This is a genomic window from Maribacter algicola (genome assembly GCF_003933245.1).
Lineage (GTDB): Bacteria > Bacteroidota > Bacteroidia > Flavobacteriales > Flavobacteriaceae > Maribacter > Maribacter algicola.
The window spans coordinates 2,056,288-2,077,806 of sequence record NZ_QUSX01000001.1; the positions used below are offsets into that span (position 1 = coordinate 2,056,288).

General features: G+C 41.2%; 15 protein-coding genes and 1 tRNA gene. 7 read left to right on the forward strand and 9 right to left on the reverse strand.

What is annotated here, in order from left to right; translation table 11 throughout:
* Positions 1-2 precede the first annotated feature (2 nt).
* From DZC72_RS08685 to DZC72_RS08705, 5 genes are all read right to left on the reverse strand, one after another.
* Positions 3-2,909 carry a PEP/pyruvate-binding domain-containing protein gene (locus DZC72_RS08685; protein WP_125222433.1) on the reverse strand — a complete coding sequence of 969 codons (2,907 nt, stop codon included), beginning with the start codon at positions 2,907-2,909 and terminating at the stop codon, positions 3-5.
* 651 nt (positions 2,910-3,560) lie between these two features.
* The gene (locus tag DZC72_RS08690) at positions 3,561-4,217 is read right to left on the reverse strand and encodes a response regulator (RefSeq protein WP_125222434.1); all 657 of its coding nucleotides are present in this window, start codon (positions 4,215-4,217) and stop codon (positions 3,561-3,563) included.
* A gap of 27 nt (positions 4,218-4,244) precedes the next feature.
* Positions 4,245-6,203 carry a tetratricopeptide repeat-containing sensor histidine kinase gene (locus DZC72_RS08695; protein ID WP_125222435.1) on the reverse strand — a complete coding sequence of 653 codons (1,959 nt, stop codon included), beginning with the start codon at positions 6,201-6,203 and terminating at the stop codon, positions 4,245-4,247.
* A gap of 70 nt (positions 6,204-6,273) precedes the next feature.
* On the reverse strand, positions 6,274-7,284 hold the full coding sequence (locus DZC72_RS08700; protein WP_125222436.1) for a hypothetical protein: 1,011 nt from the start codon (positions 7,282-7,284) through the stop codon (positions 6,274-6,276).
* 446 nt (positions 7,285-7,730) lie between these two features.
* Positions 7,731-8,741: a hypothetical protein gene (locus DZC72_RS08705; RefSeq protein WP_125222437.1), complete on the reverse strand. Its 1,011-nt coding sequence runs from the start codon at positions 8,739-8,741 to the stop codon at positions 7,731-7,733.
* On the opposite strand from DZC72_RS08705, the gene DZC72_RS08710 reads away from it, so the two are divergent.
* A complete protein-coding gene (locus DZC72_RS08710) occupies positions 8,740-10,524 on the forward strand; it encodes an MORN repeat-containing protein (RefSeq protein ID WP_125222438.1) in 1,785 nt (594 codons plus the stop codon). The two genes, DZC72_RS08705 and DZC72_RS08710, sit on opposite strands and share 2 nt — an antisense overlap.
* Positions 10,525-11,383: 859 nt before the next feature.
* Here DZC72_RS08710 and DZC72_RS08715 read toward each other — a convergent pair.
* Positions 11,384-11,457: transfer RNA gene (locus tag DZC72_RS08715), tRNA-Arg, on the reverse strand.
* A gap of 112 nt (positions 11,458-11,569) precedes the next feature.
* Complete coding sequence (locus DZC72_RS08720) at positions 11,570-12,022, reverse strand: MarR family winged helix-turn-helix transcriptional regulator (protein WP_165869291.1); 453 nt, start codon at positions 12,020-12,022, stop codon at positions 11,570-11,572.
* Positions 12,023-12,137: 115 nt separating this feature from the next.
* On the opposite strand from DZC72_RS08720, the gene hisC reads away from it, so the two are divergent.
* The 6 genes from hisC (at position 12,138) to DZC72_RS08750 (ending at position 19,397) form a co-directional block, all read left to right on the forward strand.
* Positions 12,138-13,244 carry a histidinol-phosphate transaminase gene (gene hisC, locus DZC72_RS08725; RefSeq protein ID WP_125222440.1) on the forward strand — a complete coding sequence of 369 codons (1,107 nt, stop codon included), beginning with the start codon at positions 12,138-12,140 and terminating at the stop codon, positions 13,242-13,244.
* Between the two features lie 52 nt (positions 13,245-13,296).
* Positions 13,297-14,427, forward strand: coding sequence for a 4-hydroxyphenylpyruvate dioxygenase (gene hppD / locus DZC72_RS08730; RefSeq protein ID WP_125222441.1), 1,131 nt, complete (start codon positions 13,297-13,299; stop codon positions 14,425-14,427).
* Between the two features lie 48 nt (positions 14,428-14,475).
* Positions 14,476-15,636 carry a homogentisate 1,2-dioxygenase gene (locus DZC72_RS08735; RefSeq protein WP_125222442.1) on the forward strand — a complete coding sequence of 387 codons (1,161 nt, stop codon included), beginning with the start codon at positions 14,476-14,478 and terminating at the stop codon, positions 15,634-15,636.
* A 25-nt stretch (positions 15,637-15,661) separates the two neighbouring features.
* Complete coding sequence (fahA, locus tag DZC72_RS08740; protein WP_125222656.1) at positions 15,662-16,891, forward strand: fumarylacetoacetase; 1,230 nt, start codon at positions 15,662-15,664, stop codon at positions 16,889-16,891.
* 3 nt (positions 16,892-16,894) lie between these two features.
* Entirely contained in the window at positions 16,895-17,773 is an 879-nt protein-coding gene (locus tag DZC72_RS08745; protein ID WP_125222443.1) for a flavin reductase family protein, read from the forward strand.
* 100 nt (positions 17,774-17,873) lie between these two features.
* Entirely contained in the window at positions 17,874-19,397 is a 1,524-nt protein-coding gene (locus DZC72_RS08750) for a GH3 family domain-containing protein (RefSeq protein ID WP_125222657.1), read from the forward strand.
* Between the two features lie 11 nt (positions 19,398-19,408).
* Here the strand turns inward: DZC72_RS08750 and DZC72_RS08755 are convergent, their stop codons facing one another.
* Both DZC72_RS08755 and cls read right to left on the reverse strand, forming a co-directional pair.
* Positions 19,409-20,008, reverse strand: a complete 600-nt coding sequence (locus tag DZC72_RS08755; protein WP_243641683.1) for a hypothetical protein — start codon at positions 20,006-20,008, stop codon at positions 19,409-19,411.
* Positions 20,009-20,020: 12 nt separating this feature from the next.
* On the reverse strand, positions 20,021-21,445 hold the full coding sequence (gene cls, locus DZC72_RS08760) for a cardiolipin synthase (protein ID WP_125222444.1): 1,425 nt from the start codon (positions 21,443-21,445) through the stop codon (positions 20,021-20,023).
* Between the last annotated feature and the right edge of the window lie 74 nt (positions 21,446-21,519).

Consider the following 21,519-nt stretch of genomic DNA (forward strand, 5'->3'; position numbering starts at 1 on the left):
AGCTATAGATTTTTTGATAAGGAAATCATTTTGTTCAATTCCACTTTTGGGGTAATCGATTCCAAATAATCAGAGCTCAGGGCCTTTTTGTTTTCTACAAAGGGACGGATTTGAAACAACCACAATTTATCATCCTTAAAACCAAGTTCAACATCATAGGCCCCATGATAATCGGATTTTGTTTCCTTTGGAATACGTTCTTGAATCGTTGTGGCCATACCGCGAATATCTTTAAGATTCTTTGGGTTGAGCACGGGAGATTCAAAAGTGGCGCTTTTTTTTAGGGTTCCCCCAGTTTTGGGTAGGCTGTTATAGTAGGATTCACGGGCAGGTGCCAGCAACATATTCTGGCCATTTTCCTTCAATAAGTATTGTTCGGCAGCCTGCCCATCCACCGCACCACCTGCACCACGGCTAAAGGCAATAGTTAAATCCTTTTCGTTGCCCGAAACGATTCCCTTAGTAATCAAAACTCCGGAATAATCAACATCGACACTTGGAATCACCAAAATGGAAGGAAATACATTTTCTGGGTTCAACAAATACTTTTGTCTCCATTTGAAACTACGCTCCGTATAAGGGGAAGCCCAGACGGCACGAACTCCATCCAATATCTTCTCCTCTTCAAACACATTGAAAAGGGTAAGATTGAGTCCTGCTCCGGTAAAATCCTTTAAATCTTCCATATTGGTATCGCTCCTAAGGAAGACCGGGACTTTACCTATTTCTGAACCCAAGACATTTTTAAACCCTGCCTTTAACGCTTCCACGAATTTAGCATTCAGCGGCATTATTTTAATGGCTTCGCGAAGTACTTCCAACTGCTGTAACTGGTAGTTTTCAACCTCTTTTTCTTCTACGGAATTTGAACGCATTCGGTCAGCTTCGGTAAACACCCCGTTTAGAAAAGTCCAATAGCTTACAGTTTGCCCCGGCATGGTCTGGTCCATATGTTCCCTAAAAATCCCAAAGGGAATGACCAACCCTTCAACCACATAATCTGGAAACATTTTTTTCAACTGCCCTAGATTTGCTGCTTTTGGGCCACATAGTTTTCCAGAATCTTCGACATCAACAGTGCGCATATCCAAGACCTCTTTTTCATCCAAACGAATTTGTCCGACAGGCACTTCAATGCGTTCATCCTTCCGTTCTTTTTTTGTAAATAAGCTTTTTTCTGTCTCACTCATTTGCGCTTCGGGTTTCAATATCACATTTCCCTTGTTAGAAACGGCAAAGAACACCCGTTGCCCGTCATACTTTTTGAGTTGTTGCAAGTTTTCATCGGAAAGTGCTGCATTGGGGATTGCCAAATTGCGGGCCAATAATTGCACATGGGAAACCATATTTCCTTCGGCTACCGTGGCAATTCCTGCCACTGGCTTCAAGTCGGAAGGGGGACTTTGAAACACATAGATTTTATCCGAAGATACTTCGATATCATCTGAACTGCCTCCAATAACTACCAACTCCCCAAATGCATACCCGGGATTCAATCCGCGAATGGTGCTTTGGTTGGACAAATCCATCACTTTATTGGTCAATGAGGATTCCGAAGCGATAAAACTACCAAGCTCCCCCACGGCATTTCCCAAGTGAAGGGCCACGGAGCCCCTGATTCTGTCATCGATAAAACCGGACGCCAAGGGCTCAAAGCCGGAGTAGGTTTTAACAACATCGTCGTAATTGGCCTTGACCATGCTGGCACTCCATTCCACCCCACTTAGCGCTTGTTGCAGGGTTTCTGTCAACTCGGCCAGTGAAAGGGTTCGAGATTCATAGTTGGAAAGGTAGCCCTGAAGTTGATTCCATTCCCATTCCTCTAAATATCCAGCTCCAGCGGAAGCCATACCTAAGTGGCATATTTTCTCTAGGAGAGATTGTAAGTTATTGGTTTTCCAATTCAATGCATTTTTGAAGACCAAACCTTCCAGTTTTAGGGAAACATCCAAAAGGTTCAATCGAACCTGTGGATCGGTCTCCAATAAAATTCCCTCCCTAAGCTTTAAAAGTAAATCTGAAGCCTCACGAACCAATTCGGTAGGATTAGTAGCCAGATTGCCATTATTTGCAAATTGGTTCAGGACGGTTTTCAGTTCTGAATTTTGAAGGTTACCACTATTTTTGCTAAGCGATCCCAAATCTATAGGCTTGTGAAATTCACGCATGGTAGAAAGCAATTCCTTGAACTGGGAGTTCAAGGTACCGGTCAATTTATCTTGATGTTTATTTACGAACTGCTCCACTTTTTGAATATCGGAAGGTTCTGGTCGTCCATGAATTTTGATGCGTAGTTCCATAAAAGGCACATATTCATCTGACAGCACTTTCGACTCACTTCTCATTTTTTGGGCAATGTTGCTATCACCGCTATGTGGCACATCTTTGAGCGACTGCCGAATCAAAAAATAGTTTTTCGTAAGGTTTTCATCCTCTTTCAACAATCCTTTATAAAAGTCGATACCCCAAGACTCTTCATCTTCAGCCTGAACGGCACCCCTGTAGTACTGACCTTTTTGTAAAATCCAACCATCATCAACACTTTTTAGGTATTGCTCCAACTGGTATTGTTTCAAACGGGCATGGTTATTATCAGCATCCCAAAAATCCTTTGGGTCCGTGTAGGCAAGAATTTGACCAAAATAAATATGGTTTGACTTGCCCAACTCCACAACATCATCACGATATCTGGCATGTTGCCAGCCTGGGCCTATTTCATCAGGGCAAGGATCCTTCGGCTGGCGAATGCTCCCATCGGTACAGAACCAACGAATGTCTTTGTAGGGGCCGCGAATGTCCTGCTTTAATTTAGATATTAGCTCTGAAATTCCCTTATTGTCCCTTATTTGAGCTAGAATAGAACTTTGCCAAAAAAAGCACGTTAAAAAAAATAAAACATATTTTTTCAAGTTTCTACAATTTTTTTAGGTGTTATAGGATAATACTCCTTTAAAGACAGACTTACCTTTATTACGCCTTCCCCAATTTAATATAGCTCTAAATTCAACAATTTTTGGTTAAAAGTGTCCGTTTCGAGGAAGAATTCTTCTCCGGAACACTCTTTGTAATTCTTTCGGTGAATTTTTATAAAATCAAGGGAGGCTAGCTATAATTTACTTACAAAAAAATAAAGGCAAGCTACGTTTTAGCTTGCTTTGTTTACAACCTTGTTTGGATTTACTCGTGAACGCAACACGATTGCATATCGATTTTATTCAAAGTTGTAAATACAAAACCTAGCTACTATCGCTGCCTGCCTTCATTTTTGTCCGAATTGGCAAACAAGTTTGCATTTCTCCCAAAAATAAAGAACCACGCCAATTGGCGTGGTTTTGTGAGTGTCGTGATCGCGAGAGGATTCGCACCTCTGACCATCTGCTAACCCTTAATTTTATTGGGTTTCGCCTTGCTTATGTTTTGTAACTAACCAAATTACAGACTACTATGAGCAATCTCATTTCGTAGGACCCAAAATTAACTATAAAATATTAAACCTGTCCTAAAAATCGGGGTATCTACATTCATGCCCATGAATAAATTCAAAGGTTTGTATGAGTATATTATATGAGGCTTTGTCTTCTAGCCTTTTGAACAGCCTCTAACTTGTTGTGGACCTGAAGCTTCCTGTAAATATTCTCGATATGCTTCCTTACAGTACTTGGGGATAGGAAGAGATTATTGGCAATCACGGTATAGCTTAACCCTTCCGCCAGTTGTTCCAATACTTCTTTTTCACGTGTACTTAACGAAACGTCATCTTCCTGTACGGATAGTGATTCTTGTTTTTCCGGATATCGTAATAATTTGAGCGTCTTTACCGCAATGGAAGGGCTCATCGCCGCACCTCCCCCAAGAGTCTCGGTAATGGCATTGTACAACTTTTGTCCTTCAATTTCCTTGAGCAAATACCCATCGGCACCGGCCTGGATAGCATTAAAAATATTCTCGTCATTATCAAAAACGGTAAGCATGAGAACCTTAATATGAGGATATTTTTGTTTCATTATCCTAACCGTTTCAATACCATCTAAAACGGGCATTTCTATGTCCATGAGCACCAAATCTAGATTATGGTTTTTTTCCAACCGTGCCAGTAAATCGCTACCGTTAGAGACCATGTGCTTGATGCTCAATTCATTAAAATCGACCAGTTTTTCACGGATGGCCCGCGCCAAAAATGTATTGTCGTCTACAATAGCCAGTTTTATTTTGCTCATGGTCTTATTTTTTTAGTAGTACGGTAATTAAACCCTTACAGTCAACGTTACCTTGGTACCTTTGCCGATAACACTTTTCTGGTTAAAATCAATACTCGCTTTTTCTGCTCTGTTACGCATTATATGGAGACCGTTTCCGGTTGATTCTCTTGCTGTATCGAATCCTTTGCCAAAATCTTGGATAACGAGTTTGACCAGATTTTCAGACTCCTTAAACGATACGACTATCTGGGGGCTTTCCGAATGTTTTACCGCGTTGTTGACGGATTCTTGAATAATCCGGAACAGGTTCATTCCAACAAACGCATTAAGCACCTTATTGTTGGGGGTTCCCTCAATTTTTACATTGACTTTATCATCCGTTGCCTCATGTACAGTTGCCGCTAATTGCCGGGTCCGTTCCATAATGTCTTCCAAACTAATCTCGTCCTTGTTCATCGCCCAAATGGTATCCCGAAGCTCGGTGATGGTAACCAGTGAAAACTGTTTCATTTGGGTGAGCTTTTCTATTAAGAATACTTCGCCTTTATCTATTCCGCGCTTTGCGGCATCGGTTATTGAGGTGAGGTAGGTGAGCTGCGACCCAATATTGTCATGTAAATCTCGGGCAATACGTAAACGTTGTTCCTTAAGGTTTTCCTGTGCTCGGGCCTCTGCCATCGCCTTTTGCAGTGCGGTTTCTCTAGCAAAGTTCTTTGCTTTCAATTTTTGTTCTCTAAATAGAACAAAGCTTAATACCAAAAGTATCACCATCAAACCACCACTGCCAATCAGCATATTGTTGCGGTTTTTCAGAGCTAGTTCATTTTCTGCCAACTCTTTTTGTTGGCGCAGAATCTCATTTTGCTTCTGCTCCGACTCGTACTTTGCCTTTAGGTTGAACATTTCCCTCGCTTTTTCGGCAAAGTAAAGACTGTCCCTAGCGGCCTTATGTTTTTGATGATAAACATAGGCCTTTTTGAAATCCAGTTTTTCTTCATATATCAGGGACAACGTTTTGGCAAGCACATCAATACCTGGAAGGTAATCTATTGAATCTGCTTCTTGATATGTGTTCAAAGCTAAGTTTTCGGCACGATTGGTTTTTCCCTGTTCAAGATAGATATTGGCCAAATCGTTTTTTAAGGAAACCTGTGCCAAACGTTCTCCCCTTTCCTCTTGAATGGCTATGGCCCGGTTATAAAAAAGTTCAGCATCATCAAAATTTCCAAGCGCCCAACTTGCCAAGGCCATGTTCGTCAACGGATACCCTGTATCCAATCTTGCTCCGATGGTGTTGTAGTCCTCAAATGATTTTTTGGCATATTCAAATGCTTTATCAAACTGCTTTTTTTCAAGATAGGCCGCAGCCAAGCTATTATAGGACATCGCCACAAAATAATCGTTTCCTATCTTCCTGTACATATCCAATGCCTTTTGGTAATATTCCAGTGAAAGGTCAGGCTCTTGAACCAGCTTGTATCTGTTTCCCAAATTCAAATAGGATCCTGCAATCCATAGACTGTCCTTCCCTGCAATAAAGTTCTCCAAGGCTTTGAACTGATAATCTACAGCGATGTCAAATTCAGAAAGGGCCTCATAGGCATTGGATATATTGGTATAGAGACTTCCCAACACATAGTATTCCTTTGAATTTTCCAAAATGGGCCTAGCCTTCATGTGATATTCCAATGCTTCTTTAGGTCTGCCAGTATCCCATGAAAGAATACCGTAGGTCATCCAAATTCTTGCCCTGTAATAATCATCATCCAATGCTTCTGCTTCCTTGAAAGCCAAGTCGACATAATATCTGGCACTGTCCACATTTATGGATCGAAACTTCATTCCGACATCCTTAAGGGCCAACACTTTATCGCCGCCCTTCTTCAATTGGGCGGTATCCTTTAGTGCTTTGATTTCTCTTTTAAAATCCTGTGCCAAAATTGACTGTCCTGAGAATATCAAAAAGAATAGAAAGGTGATTGGAAATTTGTAATAAGTGGTCATTAAAGCAAAAAAATGGTTGGTGCCTAAAACTAGTTCAATTGATTTTATAATTTAAGTCTTTGCAGAAAAATTAATTTGCTTTGTCCACCAACTTTTGGATAGTGGCATCCAGAAACGATTCAATGGCCATTTCAGCACCCCGCTTATATTTTTCCGAATCGCATTTTACGACCGAAACATTGATGTCTTCCTTGTCCTCAACCCTCCAGACATGGAACACCCCGGCATCCATTCCGCGCTTGTCAACATCTGCCCCTTGTGAAGCATCAAATTTTTGCTTTTCTAGTACGCCTTCAACTTCCACTCCATGATTGGAAACCACCTGCCCAATGTTGAACCTGTTGAAACTGGATTCATCAATCTTAAAATCGGTCTCGGCCTTTACCTGTGCGTACCCGGCATGTCTGTTCAAGGCTCTTGTGGTTTCGCTCAATGCATTATCAAAAGAAATTACGTTCAATACTACTTTGTTGAAAATAAAATCGTTTTTCTGGTTGGCCACCTTCATTTCGACCTGCTCCTCGTAATTGGCTAGCTTTAATGGCCCAGCGTTCTTGTTCTCCATATTTTGCTTTGCCACGATAAATTTTTGTCCTGTGGGACGCATTACTATGTCACCGAACTCATCTCCTTTTTCGCCACCTTGACCAGACCTCAAATCCCATCTTTGTTCACGGTTTTTCTCATAGGCGCTATGGTTCCATAATTCCTCAATGGGAGCTATTTCAAATCCTTTTGCTGCAAGGTCCGCCTTGTACTCTTCAAAGAGTTTATCGGTAAGTTGTTGAAGATCTTCAATATTAAGTCCATCGAGCACCAAGGTCAGGGACGCCTTTGCATCTCCTTTTAATCCTCCTCGCCACATTTTGCCTCCTTTTTTCTTGTCCTCTAACTGCAAAGCAGTTTGAAAATTGACCTGGAAATCGGAAATGACGATTCGTTTTGGACTTTTTCTAAAATTGAGATTGGCCGGCCCCAACATTTTTATCTTAAAATCCTTTACATTTTGTGCAAATGCCACAGGAGAGGCACAAAGTAGAATCAATAAAAAAGATAACATGGGTAAATTGATACGTTTCATACTATTGGTTTAAAGTTTTGAACAAACATAGCATCCAATGGCGTTGAACTCAATAGGGCAATTGTCGTAAAATGACAGGCAATAGGTGGGCTATGTGTCAAATATCAAAATAGAAAAAGCTTAAAAGCCCTATAACGAATGTTGCCAAAAGCAAAGCCGAATTGAGACGTTGCAACTTTGGGTTCAATTTTTTAAGAGTTGCATAAATGTGCAACGCCAATGCCAAAAAAAACGCAGGTAGACTCAAATAGAAGTTGAAAAGGTAGAACCATAGCCAACTGGTGCACAGCGCCCACGCTGAAATCGCCGATATTGCCGGTGGTATGCATTGATTCATACGGCTCACAGCTGTATCAGGATAACGATAATACAGAATAGTTGCCAAAAGTACCATGGGCCCAAGCATCGCGATCAACAATAGCACACTACCGAACATAATATGTTTTTTATACCAAATAAACTTCTTCACCATTGGGCAGCACAATGCTCAACGGCACATTTCCATATTGTGTCTTGTAAACCAATACTTTGTCCCCAATAAAGAGTTTGTCGTACAGTGTTGAGCTTACCAAGAGTGGTCCTGATGTAAGTATGATTCGACTGGAATTGGCATATCGGTTGGAAGTCAGTGCGAATTTATCTTCGACGATGGATGGAACTCCACGTTTATGGGACCTTTCCTTGTTCCTGTTATAATTTCGGTAAGCCACATATAATCTATAACATTGGAAAAGAGGTGCGGCCCAAATTGGAAACAATAACACGACAAAACTCCAGAAACCGCTGATGATCATTAAAAAGCCAATAGTGATAAATGGACTGGACCTTACCAAACGCTTTTTTATTTCCAATTTCCAAACCCTATGCAAGGCTTCATGGTCTTTTGGGGTGTAGCGAGTATGTGGAATGTGCTTTTCCAGAAACTTTTCTTCTTCATCAAGCTTTTGAGCAACATGGGTATCCTCAACTTGCCCCAAAACTTGAAGATCTAGTGTAATTCCTGATTTGGGCGCTCGGTCCAGCTGCACGTCTGTTCCGACCCTGGCTTTTGAGTAACAGGAATAGTCCACCGAAAACTCCTCATCATCTATATAAACATAATATGACCTCCTGTTTCGGGTCCTTGTTTTGTGCCCGTAAACAGGCCTATCTCCCGTTGTGGCCCAATGCATCCTTTTGTCGGTGATTTTTCCGGAGACCCGAGATTTTATACCTCGTTTTAAATCGATTGCGGTGGATGCAATAATATAGGCTATGACGCTAAAAAATAAGACCGAGAAGGCCACCATCATGTAGATTCCAAAGGAATCATCTGCAAAACCTGAATTGAACATAAACGACAGGAACAACCAGAATATGCCGATAACCACGACCGGAAATAACAACATTCCATATAATTGACGCCTTAGCTTGGTCTTATCTCTATGTGCTAAGGGCAATGTTTCCAATTTAGGCATGATCCACAATTTGGTAGTGCCAAAATTAGGGCCTCCTCGAATCCCTACAATAGGGCAATTGTCCTATTGCGCCATAGCATGGCTTACAGATAGTTTTGCTGAAAACCAATCCAGCAAAAAAATGAATTCCATTACCAATACCAAAAGACTTTACCCTGCCCTATTTATAATTCTTGCCCACTTTTTTCATTACCAAGGGTCTGCCCAAAACCTGCACCTCAGCAATTTTGACATCAAGGATGCACAGGTAACAGCGATGTCCATTACCAAATATCATGCTATCGGAGCCCATTTGTACAGTGAGAAGAACCAACTCGTGTTCAACCCCGATGGTTATTTAACAGAGGACAAACTTTACCTGGATAATAATTACGAAAAGCTTACCACTTATGATTACATTGATAATGCGTCAAAAGCCATAGAGAAAAAATTCAATCCATTAGGTAAACAAGAAGGTTTGGATAAAACCCTTTATATCTATGAAACACCCATTGGCATAATTTCGGATGACCTACCCGAAACCGTAAAAAACGATGAAGGTCAATACATTGTTCTTGGCGGTTTAAAATACGGTGCAATCTTTAAGTACAAAAAATACGTGATCGTCTATGAGCTTGCGGAAGCAAACAATGGAGAAAACAAGGTGTTCTACTCCAGTGAATATACCTACGATGGACTAAAACTAGATGAATCCTACAATCAAAAGGATATACGTTATTTTAAATACAATGACAAAAAGTTATTGGAGGAAGAATTGGGCATGTCCAAGATTTGGGAAAGCCTTTTATATAAGTATGTTTACGACCAACGTGGCAATTGGATTGAAAAAACCAAATTTAGGGCATCAAACTTTACCGAAACCAAATATCAATGGATCATCGATGAGGTAAAATACAGGACCATCACGTACTCAGATGGTACGGTAACAGGCAGCACTGTGCCAAGTACTCCAGAAATCGCCTATTCATCCAACCAAAACAAATTGAAAGACCTCCCAAAACTCAGCGATCCCATATTGATGTCCAAATCCATGAAATTCCTTCAAGATATCACTAGGCTCAGAAACAAAAACAACGAAGGTACAAGCAACGCAACTAAAAACGAGATTTCCCCAACATGTTTAAACGGTGACTGTTCCAATGGGTTTGGCAAAGCTGATTTTGGGACATATACCATTGAAGGTTTTTTTAGTAATGGCAAGGCCAATGGCCAAGGAACTTTATTCTACAAGGATAATTCAGGATACTATCAAGGCAACTTTGTAAATGGTTTCAGGGAAGGCTTCGGCATTTATACTTGGCTCAACAGTAAAAACTATTACATCGGGCAATGGGAAAAAGGCTTTCAAAATGGATATGGGTATGTAAAGAACGGCGGAGAAATTCTACAGGCAGGTAAATTTGAAAAGGGAAAACTAGTCCAAGATTTACTCACCTATGACTATAAGAACAAAATAGCAAAGGGAAACTGTGTAGGTGAATGTCAGAATGGATTTGGGTACTATAAGTTTGATAATGGAGATAGCTATGTTGGATTTTTCACCAATGGTAAAAGAGATCATGTAGGTGCTTACTCTTGGAAATCTGGAATGGCGCATATCGGAACAATTGTTAATGAACAGCATAATGGTTACGGTCAAGAATTCTATAGGCCTAGCGAACAATATTATCTAGGTAATTTTTCACAAGGAAAACGCAATGGTCTTGGGATTTTCTATAACAAAGAGCATCAAGTACTACAAAAAGGTATTTGGAGTGATGGGCAATTGACCGGAAAGTTCTAGAAAACTTGAGCGCTTTTATGAAAAGCTTAAGCTACTCAAGATTCCTTGAGTATTAAAAAATCAAAATTTAGCGAACGGAACGCAGTGAAGTGCTGCAAGCCCCAAATCTTGCCAAACTAACCATACTGGGCGAGGCAATTTTATCTATTAATCCGCTATACTCTTAACATCATTTGAGTTAATCCAATGGTCTGTTGACCTCAATTTTATATTTCCAATCTCCATTCCGTTATTTTAAGCTTTAGATTGCTTTTCCATAGGTCCAATTTATTTTTTCGTCAAATTGCGTCAATTTTTTCGTCAAAATTTTCCAGTGTTTACAGGGCTTCCCAAAGGGTTTACTGTAGATTTCGGAAAATCCTACTGTAGACCCCTGATTTTGAACAGTATTCCAAAATCCATTCAGCTAACTGGTATTCAACGTGTTGAAGACACGAAAACAACCGTGATGGCGCAATTTGCGTATCACCCTCTTGCTATTCCTTCGTCCCGCATGCGGAACCGAATAAATACAAGCTGATTTGGATATCAGCTGTCCAATAAATATTCTTTGGTTTGTACGGACTTTAGGAAAGTCAAATCAAAATTAGCATGCCGTACAAATGATGCATTATAGCATAGATTAAAGATAATGATTTAAAACTCAAATTCCTTTCTCGAGAATGCTAGTTCCATAGTCATATTTCAGCTAACAACTACTAGATCATGATTTAAGTATTCAAAGGAAGTGTTTGAACTCGAAATACAAACAAATTTCGCCTACAAAAGTTAAAAAGTGTTAAAATTAATGGCGTTTGCAAATTGTTTGCAAAAAATAGGTCTCAAAAAGATAAACTCTCTGAGACCCTATGAATAATAGTGATCGCGACACGATTCGAACGTGTGACCGTCTGCTTAGAAGGCAGATGCTCTATCCAGCTGAGCTACGCGACCGTAGTACATTTAAAAGAATGGGTTTTTTAAATGTGGCTGCAAATTTAGTAAAAAATATATAGTGGTAAAACCAAAATCATTAAAAGATACAGCTTCTCAAATTCAACCTGTTTTAAGTCTTTTTGTATCCATCGTATTTGTCAAAGTTATCGTATAACTGGTCAAGGACCTGATAGAAGGTTTCAAAGGCTTCTTCTGAAATATTTATGGTACTGACCCTTCTCAAATCCTGAATCAAAGGAAGTACTTTTTCCATGAGCTGCTGTCCCTCTACGGTCATGACCAATTTGTAGCGTTTTTGATCGTCCCGAAAGCGTGATTTTTTCAATAAGCCCTTCTTACAAAGTCCGCTGATGACCCTTGAGGTCGTGGCTCTGTTTCTAAAATTGGATTTAGCAATGTCTGCCTGGGAGGCATCCGTACCTTCCAAATGTACCCGTTGAAGGATGACCCACTGTTCTATGGTCAAATCGATGTCGTTCTCCGCGAATACCTGTAAAAAAGTACTTTGAACCTTTTTTAAAGTACGGTCAATGTATACGCCAAATCCTTCTGTCCGGTCCATAAATTGCTTTTGGTCGAACAAAAATACATAGAATATCGTTAAAATTGTTGTTAATGCAACAAAATGAAATATTTTTTGTAATTTTAAGCCAAGATTGGGTAACCTATTAAGCATCATGTCCATACAGTTCAAAACATATATTTTAGAGGATAGCACGTATAAAGGTGGCAGCAAGAAAATTGTAATGCCCGAAGGTATTGAGGTGCATAAATTATCCTCCAATGAAAATCCACTGGGGTATTCTCCAAGGGTAAGGCAAGCATTGATGGATTCAATGGAGGACCTTAGTCAATATCCTGACAATACGGATATCCGTTTGCGCCAGGCTTTGGTAAAGGATTTTGACCATGAACTTTCTGAAGATCATTTCATTACGGCGAACAGCGGTTCGGAAATTATCGACCTAATTTCAAAGGCTTTCTTGAATGAAGGCGATCAGGTCATTGTGAGTCAGCCCTGCTTTCTGCCTTATACGGCATTCACTAGGTGGATGGGGGCCACGGCTATCAATGTACCCATGACCGCCGATTACGACTATGACTTTGAAGGTATTCTGAATGCCATGACGGATAATGTCAAATTGGTCTTTCTGGCTTCGCCCAATAATCCTTCGGGAACCTACATTCCAAAAGATGTTCTGGAGGATTTTATTGATAAAGTTCCAGAACACGTAATTGTAGTATTGGATGAGGTGTATCGGCATTTTGCCGAAGCCCCGGATTATGTGACCGGACTTCCCTTTGTAAAACAGCAAAAAAATATCATCGCCATCAATAGCTTTTCCAAGACCTATGGATTGGCTGGACTCAGAGTTGGGTATTGCTATGCACCGTTACACATCAGCAGTTATATCCGAAAAATTTGTAAACCGTTCCTATTGTCGTCCATGGCCTTGGAAGGTGCCATTGCGGCTCTTGAAGACGTTGAATTTGTCCAGAAGACGGTCGATTTGGTTTTCAAGGAAAGGGCATTCGTACTGAAAAGGTTAAAGGAACTTAAGATCCAATATTGGCCTACCCAGGGCAACTTTGTCTTGATTAATCCTCCAATTCCCGATGTAGATTTGGTAAAACAATTGGAACAAAAAGGAATTATGGTACGGCCCGTGGGCAATTTTGGTGCTCCCGGATTGGTCCGTATCTCCTTTGGCACACGACAGGCAAATAGTGCCTTGTTGAAAGCGCTGGAAGCTATCATTAAACTAAAGGAAGTAACAATCTAAATATTTCTTTGGCAACTATGTTGCAACAACAACAATATTAAAATAAAGAATTATGTCAACAATCGTAGCAGCACAAAATAAACAAGAAAAAACGACCGATTTCATGCCCATAAACGGCACGGATTATTTGGAACTGTATGTAAGCAACTCCAAACAGGCGGCCCATTTTTATAAAACCGCTTTCGGTTTTGAATCCTTGGCCTATAGAGGTTTGGAAACAGGTAGCAGGGAATTTGAATCCTACGTGGTTCAGCAGGATAAAATTAGATTGGTTCTTACATCTCCGTTAAAAAGTGGCACCGAAGTGGGTAAACACATAGATAAGCACGGTGATGGTGTAAAGGTAACGGCCCTTTGGGTAGATGATGCTACCTATGCCTATGAAGAGGCGGTGAAGCGCGGGGCCAAAAGTTTTATGAAGCCCCAAGTGGAGGAAGATGATCATGGAAAAGTGGTGCGTTCCGGCATTCATACCTATGGAGAAGTAGTCCATATTTTTGTAGAGCGAAAGGATTATAATGGGGTATTTTTACCCGGATATAGGAAATGGGAATCGGATTATAGACCGGAATCCGTTGGACTCAAATTTGTAGACCACATGGTGGGGAATGTGGAAGAAGGCAAAATGAATTATTGGGTGAAGTTCTATGAAGAAGTGATGGGCTTCAAACAGATTCTTTCTTTTGACGATAAGGAAATCTCTACGGAATACACCGCTTTGATGAGCAAGGTGATGAGCAATGGCAATGGGCGAATCAAATTTCCTATCAATGAACCGGCTCCGGGAAAGAAAAAATCACAAGTAGATGAATATCTGGAGTTTTATGAAGGTGAAGGGGTGCAACATATTGCTGTCGCTACCGATGATATTGTAAAAACCGTTTCCGACTTAAAAAGTAGAGGCGTTGAATTTTTGACCGTACCCACTACGTATTACGATGTCTTGACCGAAAGAGTTGGCAAAATCGATGAAGACATAGACTCTTTGCGAAAATTAGGAATTTTGGTGGATCGTGACGATGAGGGTTATTTGTTGCAGATTTTCACTAAAACGGTACAGGCAAGACCTACTATGTTTTTTGAGATCATTCAGAGGAAGGGAGCTACTTCCTTTGGAAAAGGAAACTTTAAGGCATTGTTTGAAGCTATCGAGCGCGAACAAGAACTTAGGGGTACTTTGTAATACTCCAAATTGAGTAACTTTAAAGAAACCTAAGATTAAAAAAATTCTATGCCTATATATCATAAACAAGGAACTATACCCCCAAAGCGGCACACGCAATTTCGTAGGCCAGACGGGGAACTGTATTCAGAGCAACTGTTCGGGACCATAGGTTTTGATGGCATGTCTTCATTACTCTATCACCACAATAGGCCTACAATGGTTAAGGAAATTGTGAAGAGTACAGATATGTCCCCTAAAATCGCCATGGAAAAACATATTCGTTCGTTAAAATTGGTGAGTTTTAATGTGGAACCCAAGGACGATTTCCTCGAAGCACGCGAACCCCTTTTGGTGAATAGCGATGTGCATATAGGTGTGGCGGCGCCCAGACATTCCATGACCACCTATTTTTATAAGAATGCCGATGCGGATGAAATGTTGTTCATCCACAAGGGCACGGGTACGCTCAGGACCATTTTTGGAAACATTCCTTTTGAATATGGCGACTATCTCATTATTCCAAGAGGGGTCATTTATCAAATCGATTTTGATTCTGAGGAAAACCGAATTTTTTACGCGGAGTCCTTCACGCCCATATATACGCCAAAACGGTATAGAAATTGGTTTGGTCAATTGTTGGAACATTCACCGTATTGCGAACGTGATTATAAACTCCCTCAGGACTTGGAAACTTTCACGGATACTCAGGAGCATCTTATGAAGGTTAAAAAGCAAGGGGTGCTCCATGAAATGATTTACGAAGGACATCCTTTTGATGTTGTGGGATGGGACGGTTACAATTATCCCTACGGATTTTCAATCCATAATTTTGAACCGATTACCGGGAGGATACACCAACCACCACCGGTACATCAGACCTTTGAGACATCGGCCTTTGTTATCTGCTCCTTTGTGCCCAGATTGTACGATTATCATCCAAAATCCATTCCGGCTCCATACAACCATTCCAATATAGATTCAGATGAGGTACTGTACTATGTGGACGGTGATTTTATGAGCAGGAACGGGGTGGCCCCGGGCAATATTTCCTTACATCCTGCCGGTATTCCACACGGTCCGCACCCGGGTGCCGTAGAGCGAAGTATCGGCCAAAAAGGTTCCGAGGAATTGGCTGTGATGATAGACACCTTCAGACCTTTGATGGTCACGGAAAATGCCCTAAAACTGGACGACGGGGATTATTATCGTTCTTGGTTGAATTCATAAATCCAGCAGAACCTACATGAAGCCTTTGACCACTTGGGTGCACGTGCCACAAAATTCGGATTTCACTATTTATAATTTGCCCTTCGGGATATTTTCTACCGATGGAAAGAGCCCTAGGGCGGGTATGGCCATAGGCGAACAGATCGTGGACCTTTCCGTTTTGGCAAAAGCCGATTTAATAAAGGTGGAAGCGCATAATTTTTTGCAATCCAGTCTGAACGATTTTATCGCGCTCGGTAAATCCATTACCAACAAAGTTAGGTTAGATGTTCAGCAATTATTGATAGATGAAGTTTCACCCCTAAAAAATAGGCCCGATGCCTTTGTGCCCCAAGACAAAGCGACGATGCACCTTCCCGTCCAAATTGGGGACTATACAGATTTTTACAGCAGTTTGGAGCACGCCACCAATGTGGGTAAAATGTTCCGTGACCCGGAAAACGCTTTGCTGCCCAATTGGAAACACCTTCCAGTGGGTTATCACGGTCGGGCCTCTTCCATCGTTGTCAGCGGCACAGAAATACATCGACCCAAAGGCCAAGTATTGCCAAGAGGAGCGGAAACGCCCGTTTTTAAACCTTCCGGTCGGTTGGATTTTGAATTGGAAATGGCGTTTATTGTGGGCAAGGAAACCAAATTGGGAGAATCTATTCTTGTGGATAAGGCATCGGATTATATCTTTGGCATGGTATTGTTTAACGATTGGTCCGCCCGGGATATTCAGAAATGGGAATACGTTCCCTTGGGACCTTTTTTGGGCAAGAGTTTTGCCTCATCCGTATCGCCGTGGATTGTCACCTTAGAGGCCTTGGAACCATTTAAGGTATCGGGACCAAAACAAGATCCGGAAGTACTTCCCTATTTAAAATATGAACGGCCCTTCAATTATGATATTCAATTGGAAGTAACCTTAGCTCCCGAAAATTCGGAACCCCAAACCATTTGCAAATCCAATTTTAAATACATGTATTGGAACATGGCCCAGCAGTTGGCGCATCATACCGTAAACGGATGTAATGTGAAGGTGGGCGATATGATGGCTTCCGGTACCATTTCCGGGAAGGACGAAACGGCATACGGCTCGCTTTTGGAGCTTTCTTGGGGCGGTAAAAAAACAATTCGGCTTACAAACGGACAAACCCGAACATTTATAGAAGATAATGACACCATAACCCTAAAAGGGTTTGCAGAAAAGGATTTTATAAAGGTAGGTTTCGGTGAAGTTTCGGGAAAAATTCTTCCTGCTAAAAAATAAAATATGATAAAGACCATTGATCCAAATAGCGTTTCCCAACAGGAACTACATGCCTATCTTTTGTCGGCCGTAGCACCTAGGCCCATTTGTTTTGCCAGTACGGTAGATAAGGACGGAAACGTAAATTTGAGTCCTTACAGCTATTTCAATATTTTCAGTATCAACCCACCTATTATGATTTTCTCGCCCAACCGAAGTGGTAGGGATGGGTCCATGAAGCATTCCCATCAGAATGTACTAGAGGTTCCGGAAGTAGTGATCAATATCGTGAACTATGCCATGGTGGAACAGATGTCCTTGGCAAGTACTTCCTACGATAAAGGCGTCAATGAATTTATAAAGGCCGGATTTACCCAAGTGCCCAGTGAAAAAGTGAAACCGCCCAGGGTAGGGGAGGCGCCAGTGGCTATTGAATGCACGGTTACCGAAGTGATAGAATTGGCCGACACACCTGGAGCTGGAAACCTCATTTTAGCCAAAGTGGAACTCGTACACATTAACGATGCTTATTTGAATGAAAATGCCCAATTGGATACACAAAAATTGGACTTGGTAGGCCGTATGGGCGGAAACTGGTATACACGTTCCAGTGGTGCGTCCCTTTTTGAGATTCCCAAACCCATTAGAAACCAAGGAATTGGTGTGGACCAATTACCCGAAAATGTGAGGAACAGTACCGTTTTAACGGGTAATAATTTAGGCCGATTAGGGAATCTGGAATCCCTTCCCCCACAGGAATCCATCGATAGGATTGCGGCTTTGCCCGAAATAAAGGAACTTCTGGAAAGTACCATTGATGACGTGAAAATCCATAAGCTTGCACAAAAATGGCTGGAAGAGAATCGGACAGAGGACGCCATGGCCCTTTTGTGTATTCGATAATTTAGGGGCCACACATTCAAAGCAGTTAAACAAAAGTCCTTTTGAGGAAAGCCGGCAATACGGAATCGATAATTTTGTTCTTCAACCAAAATTAATCGTCATGCCCATCATTGGAAGTGTTATCAAAGGTCTTATCGATGTTACCGGTTCCATTACTGGTGATTCTGACCCTATAGCGGAGCAAAAGGAGGTACTGAAATCCCTTTTGGAAAGAGCTGAAGAAACGCAATTTGGCATTGCACATAACTTTTCGGAAATTCTTTCATCCGAGAACATTCAGCGAACTTTTGCTGAAACCGTACCCTACTTTGATTACGATTCAATTAATACCAAATGGTGGAAAAAGCTCCATGAAGGGGAAGAAAATGTAACATGGCCGGGCAATCCGGATTATTTTGCCTTAAGTTCTGGAACAACGGGTAAAACAAGTAAGCGCATTCCCGTAACCGAAGATATGATCAAGGCCATTCGTTGGGCAGGTATCAAACAGGTATTGGCACTTAGCAATTTTGATTTTCCTTCTGATTTTTTTGAAAAGGGTATTTTAATGCTGGGAAGCTCTACAGATTTAATAAAGCAAGAAGACCATTTGGAAGGAGAAATTAGCGGTATTAGCGCCAGTAATATTCCTTCTTGGTTTCGTGGCTATTACAAACCTGGCGAGGAGATCGCCAAGATAGACGATTGGGACGAGCGGGTGGAAAAGATTGTGGAGGAGGCTCCCAATTGGGATATTGGTGGGCTTAGCGGAATTCCCTCTTGGATAGAGTTGATGTTGAAAGAGGTCATTAAGGCCCACAACCTAAAAAACATCCATGAAATTTGGCCCAATCTGGAGGTCTATACCTCTGGGGGCGTCGCTTTTGGGCCTTATGAAAAGAGCTTCAATGCCTTAATGGGTAGGCCTATAACGGTAATAGATACTTATTTAGCGTCTGAAGGGTTCATTGCTTTCCAGGCGAGACCGGAGACCGATGCTATGAAATTGGTAACCGACAATGGAATTTATTTCGAGTTCGTTCCTTTTGATCCAGACCAGATACAAGAAGACGGATCATTAAGTCTGGATGCAAAATCATTGACCCTTTCAGAGGTGGAAAAAGGTCAAAACTATGTTTTGATTATCAGTACTGTAAGCGGTGCATGGCGTTATCTTATAGGGGATACCATAGAGTTTACCGATGTGGAAAGGGCCGAAATCAAGATTACGGGCAGGACCAAGTTTTTCCTGAATACCGTGGGTTCCCAATTATCCGTAAATAAACTGGACGATGCCCTCCAGGAACTGGAACATACATTTGATGTGGAAGTACCGGAATATACCCTTTGTGCAAAAAAGTACGAGGACGGTTTTTACCATACTTGGTACTTGGGTACAAACGCGCAATTGGATTCTAATGAAGCGGCAAAGGCTTTGGATGACTCCTTGAAAAAGGCGAACAAAAACTACAAGGTGGCACGATCAAAGGCCTTGCAAGGGGTTAAGGTATTTGTAGTAAAACCCGATGTTTTTTACGGATGGAACGATCAAAACAAGAAAAAAGGCGGACAGGTAAAAATGGAACGCGTCATGGACGAAGAAAAATTTAGCGAATGGGAAGATTTTGTTGATAAGCAAAACTAAATTCCCAGGCTTTAATGAAGGGCCGCATCCCGCTCTTCTACCATGGACATGATTTCTTCGGGACTCACGTACAACCTTTTTATTCTATTGATATATTTATCAGGTAGTCCAGCTTTTTCCAGAATAAATGACTTTGTTTCCAATATATATTTTTCCATACCGTGGCCTACCGCGTAGAAGTCGGCACGCCGCTCGGCTTTTTTAAGGTACTTTTTTGATGTTAAGTATTTAATTCCAAAACCAATTAAATTAAGTCCGCTCCGATCTTTAAAATCCATGATATGACCTAGTTCATGGCCCAACCAGCCTATCATGATTTCAGAAGGCATATCCGTAGTGCTGTATAGTGTATCCGCTATTTTGATTTTTTCACTGATAAGGATCTTATAGCTACGTTTCCCTTTTTTCTTAAAAACACTCCAAAAAGCGGGCTGTGCCTGCATCGTGGATTTTTTTATATGCTCCTTGAATTTAAACTCGATAGGTGTATCTGCAAGTTCGGGGTAATGCGATAGGGCCACTAGGGCCTCTCTTCTAATTTCATCGGGTATGATATGGGGTTCCAAAGTGGGCATAAAAAGAGCAACAATTACATGTATCAATAAGAGCAAATCATCAAAATTTTAGAGCAAAGGGCTAAAGAATTTGGCAAGGCCTTCCATAAACTTAAAGTAAATGGACCGTTTTTTAAAGGACTCCTTTTCCAGCAAAATTTCCTTTTTACAGTGGCCGAAAAAAAACTTTTCAATTTTTTGGGCAATCTCCTTATCGTAGACAAGGACGTTGGTTTCAAAGTTATGTTCAAAACTTCGGTAATCAAAATTTCCAGAACCCACCGATGCAATTTCACCATCGATGATGATGACCTTACTGTGGGAAAAATCGGGTCTCAGGTAGATGTTGGCCCCAACGTCGAGCAAAGCCTCGAATCCTGAAAACATACTGTATTTGGCCAGCAGGGAGTCCGATACTTTTGGGGTCAACAGATTCACCTCAACACCGCTCAAGGCGGCTATTTGTAGGGCTTCGCGCACGGGCATACCGGGTATAAAATAAGGGTTTGCAATGCAAATGCTTTTTTTGGCCGTATTGATCATAGCCAAATATTGCTGCATGATGGCCGGATACTTGGAATCCGGGCCACTGGAAACTACCTGGGCTATGCTGGTACCATGGGCCTCGATTTTTGGAAAATACGTATCATTTAAGAGTATGTCCTCATCACCTGCAAAATGATAATCTTTAATAAAAATACGTTGTAAACTGTTTACCACCGGACCTTCCAGTCTCAAATGGAGGTCTTGCCAGAGACCAAGATTGGAAATAGGATCAACATACTTGTCCGAGACATTAAATCCTCCTGCGAATCCTACCTTGCCATCAATGACCACAATTTTTCTATGATTGCGATAATTGAGCGTAAACAATAGGTTCCCAAATCGTATGGGCATTGAGGAGAATGCTTTTACACCTATATCCTTAAAGCGTTTTACCACCTTTCCGCGCAGTGAATGACTGCCCAGGGAATCATAGAGCATTCTGATCTCGACCCCTTCTTTCACCTTCTTTGAAAAAAGGTCATAGAATCTATCCAATAATTTGCCTTCCTCTAAAATGTAATATTGGATGTGAATGAATTTTTCAGCCTTTTCGATGGCCTCAAAGATGGCTCCAAAAGCCTCTTCGCCATTATTTAACAAGTCGATCTTGTTTCCCTCATAGGGAGCAAAATAGCTGTTTTTTCGTATTAGGGAAGCAATCTTATCGTGTTTGTAATTATCAAAGTCATGTACGCTTTTCTCGCCACCCTTAAGTTCCTTATAGGTTTCTGAATAGAGTTTTCTTTTTTCGGTCTGTTTTAGTTTAAAAAGCTTGAATTTTCTGCGGTTGATACCAAAGAGATAGTACAAAACTGGGCCCAAAAAGGGCAATATTATTACGGTAAGGGACCAGCTTATCATCTTGGTGGAACGCTGGCCGTAGAATATAATATTGACTATACTCCAAATGGTAACGGTAAAATAGCCTATCCACAGAAAGGTGTTCATTTTGTATCTTTAAAGGAATCAACAAGATAGTGCATTTTAGGGTGTTTGTTGGGCTGGCATAGCGTTTCGAATAC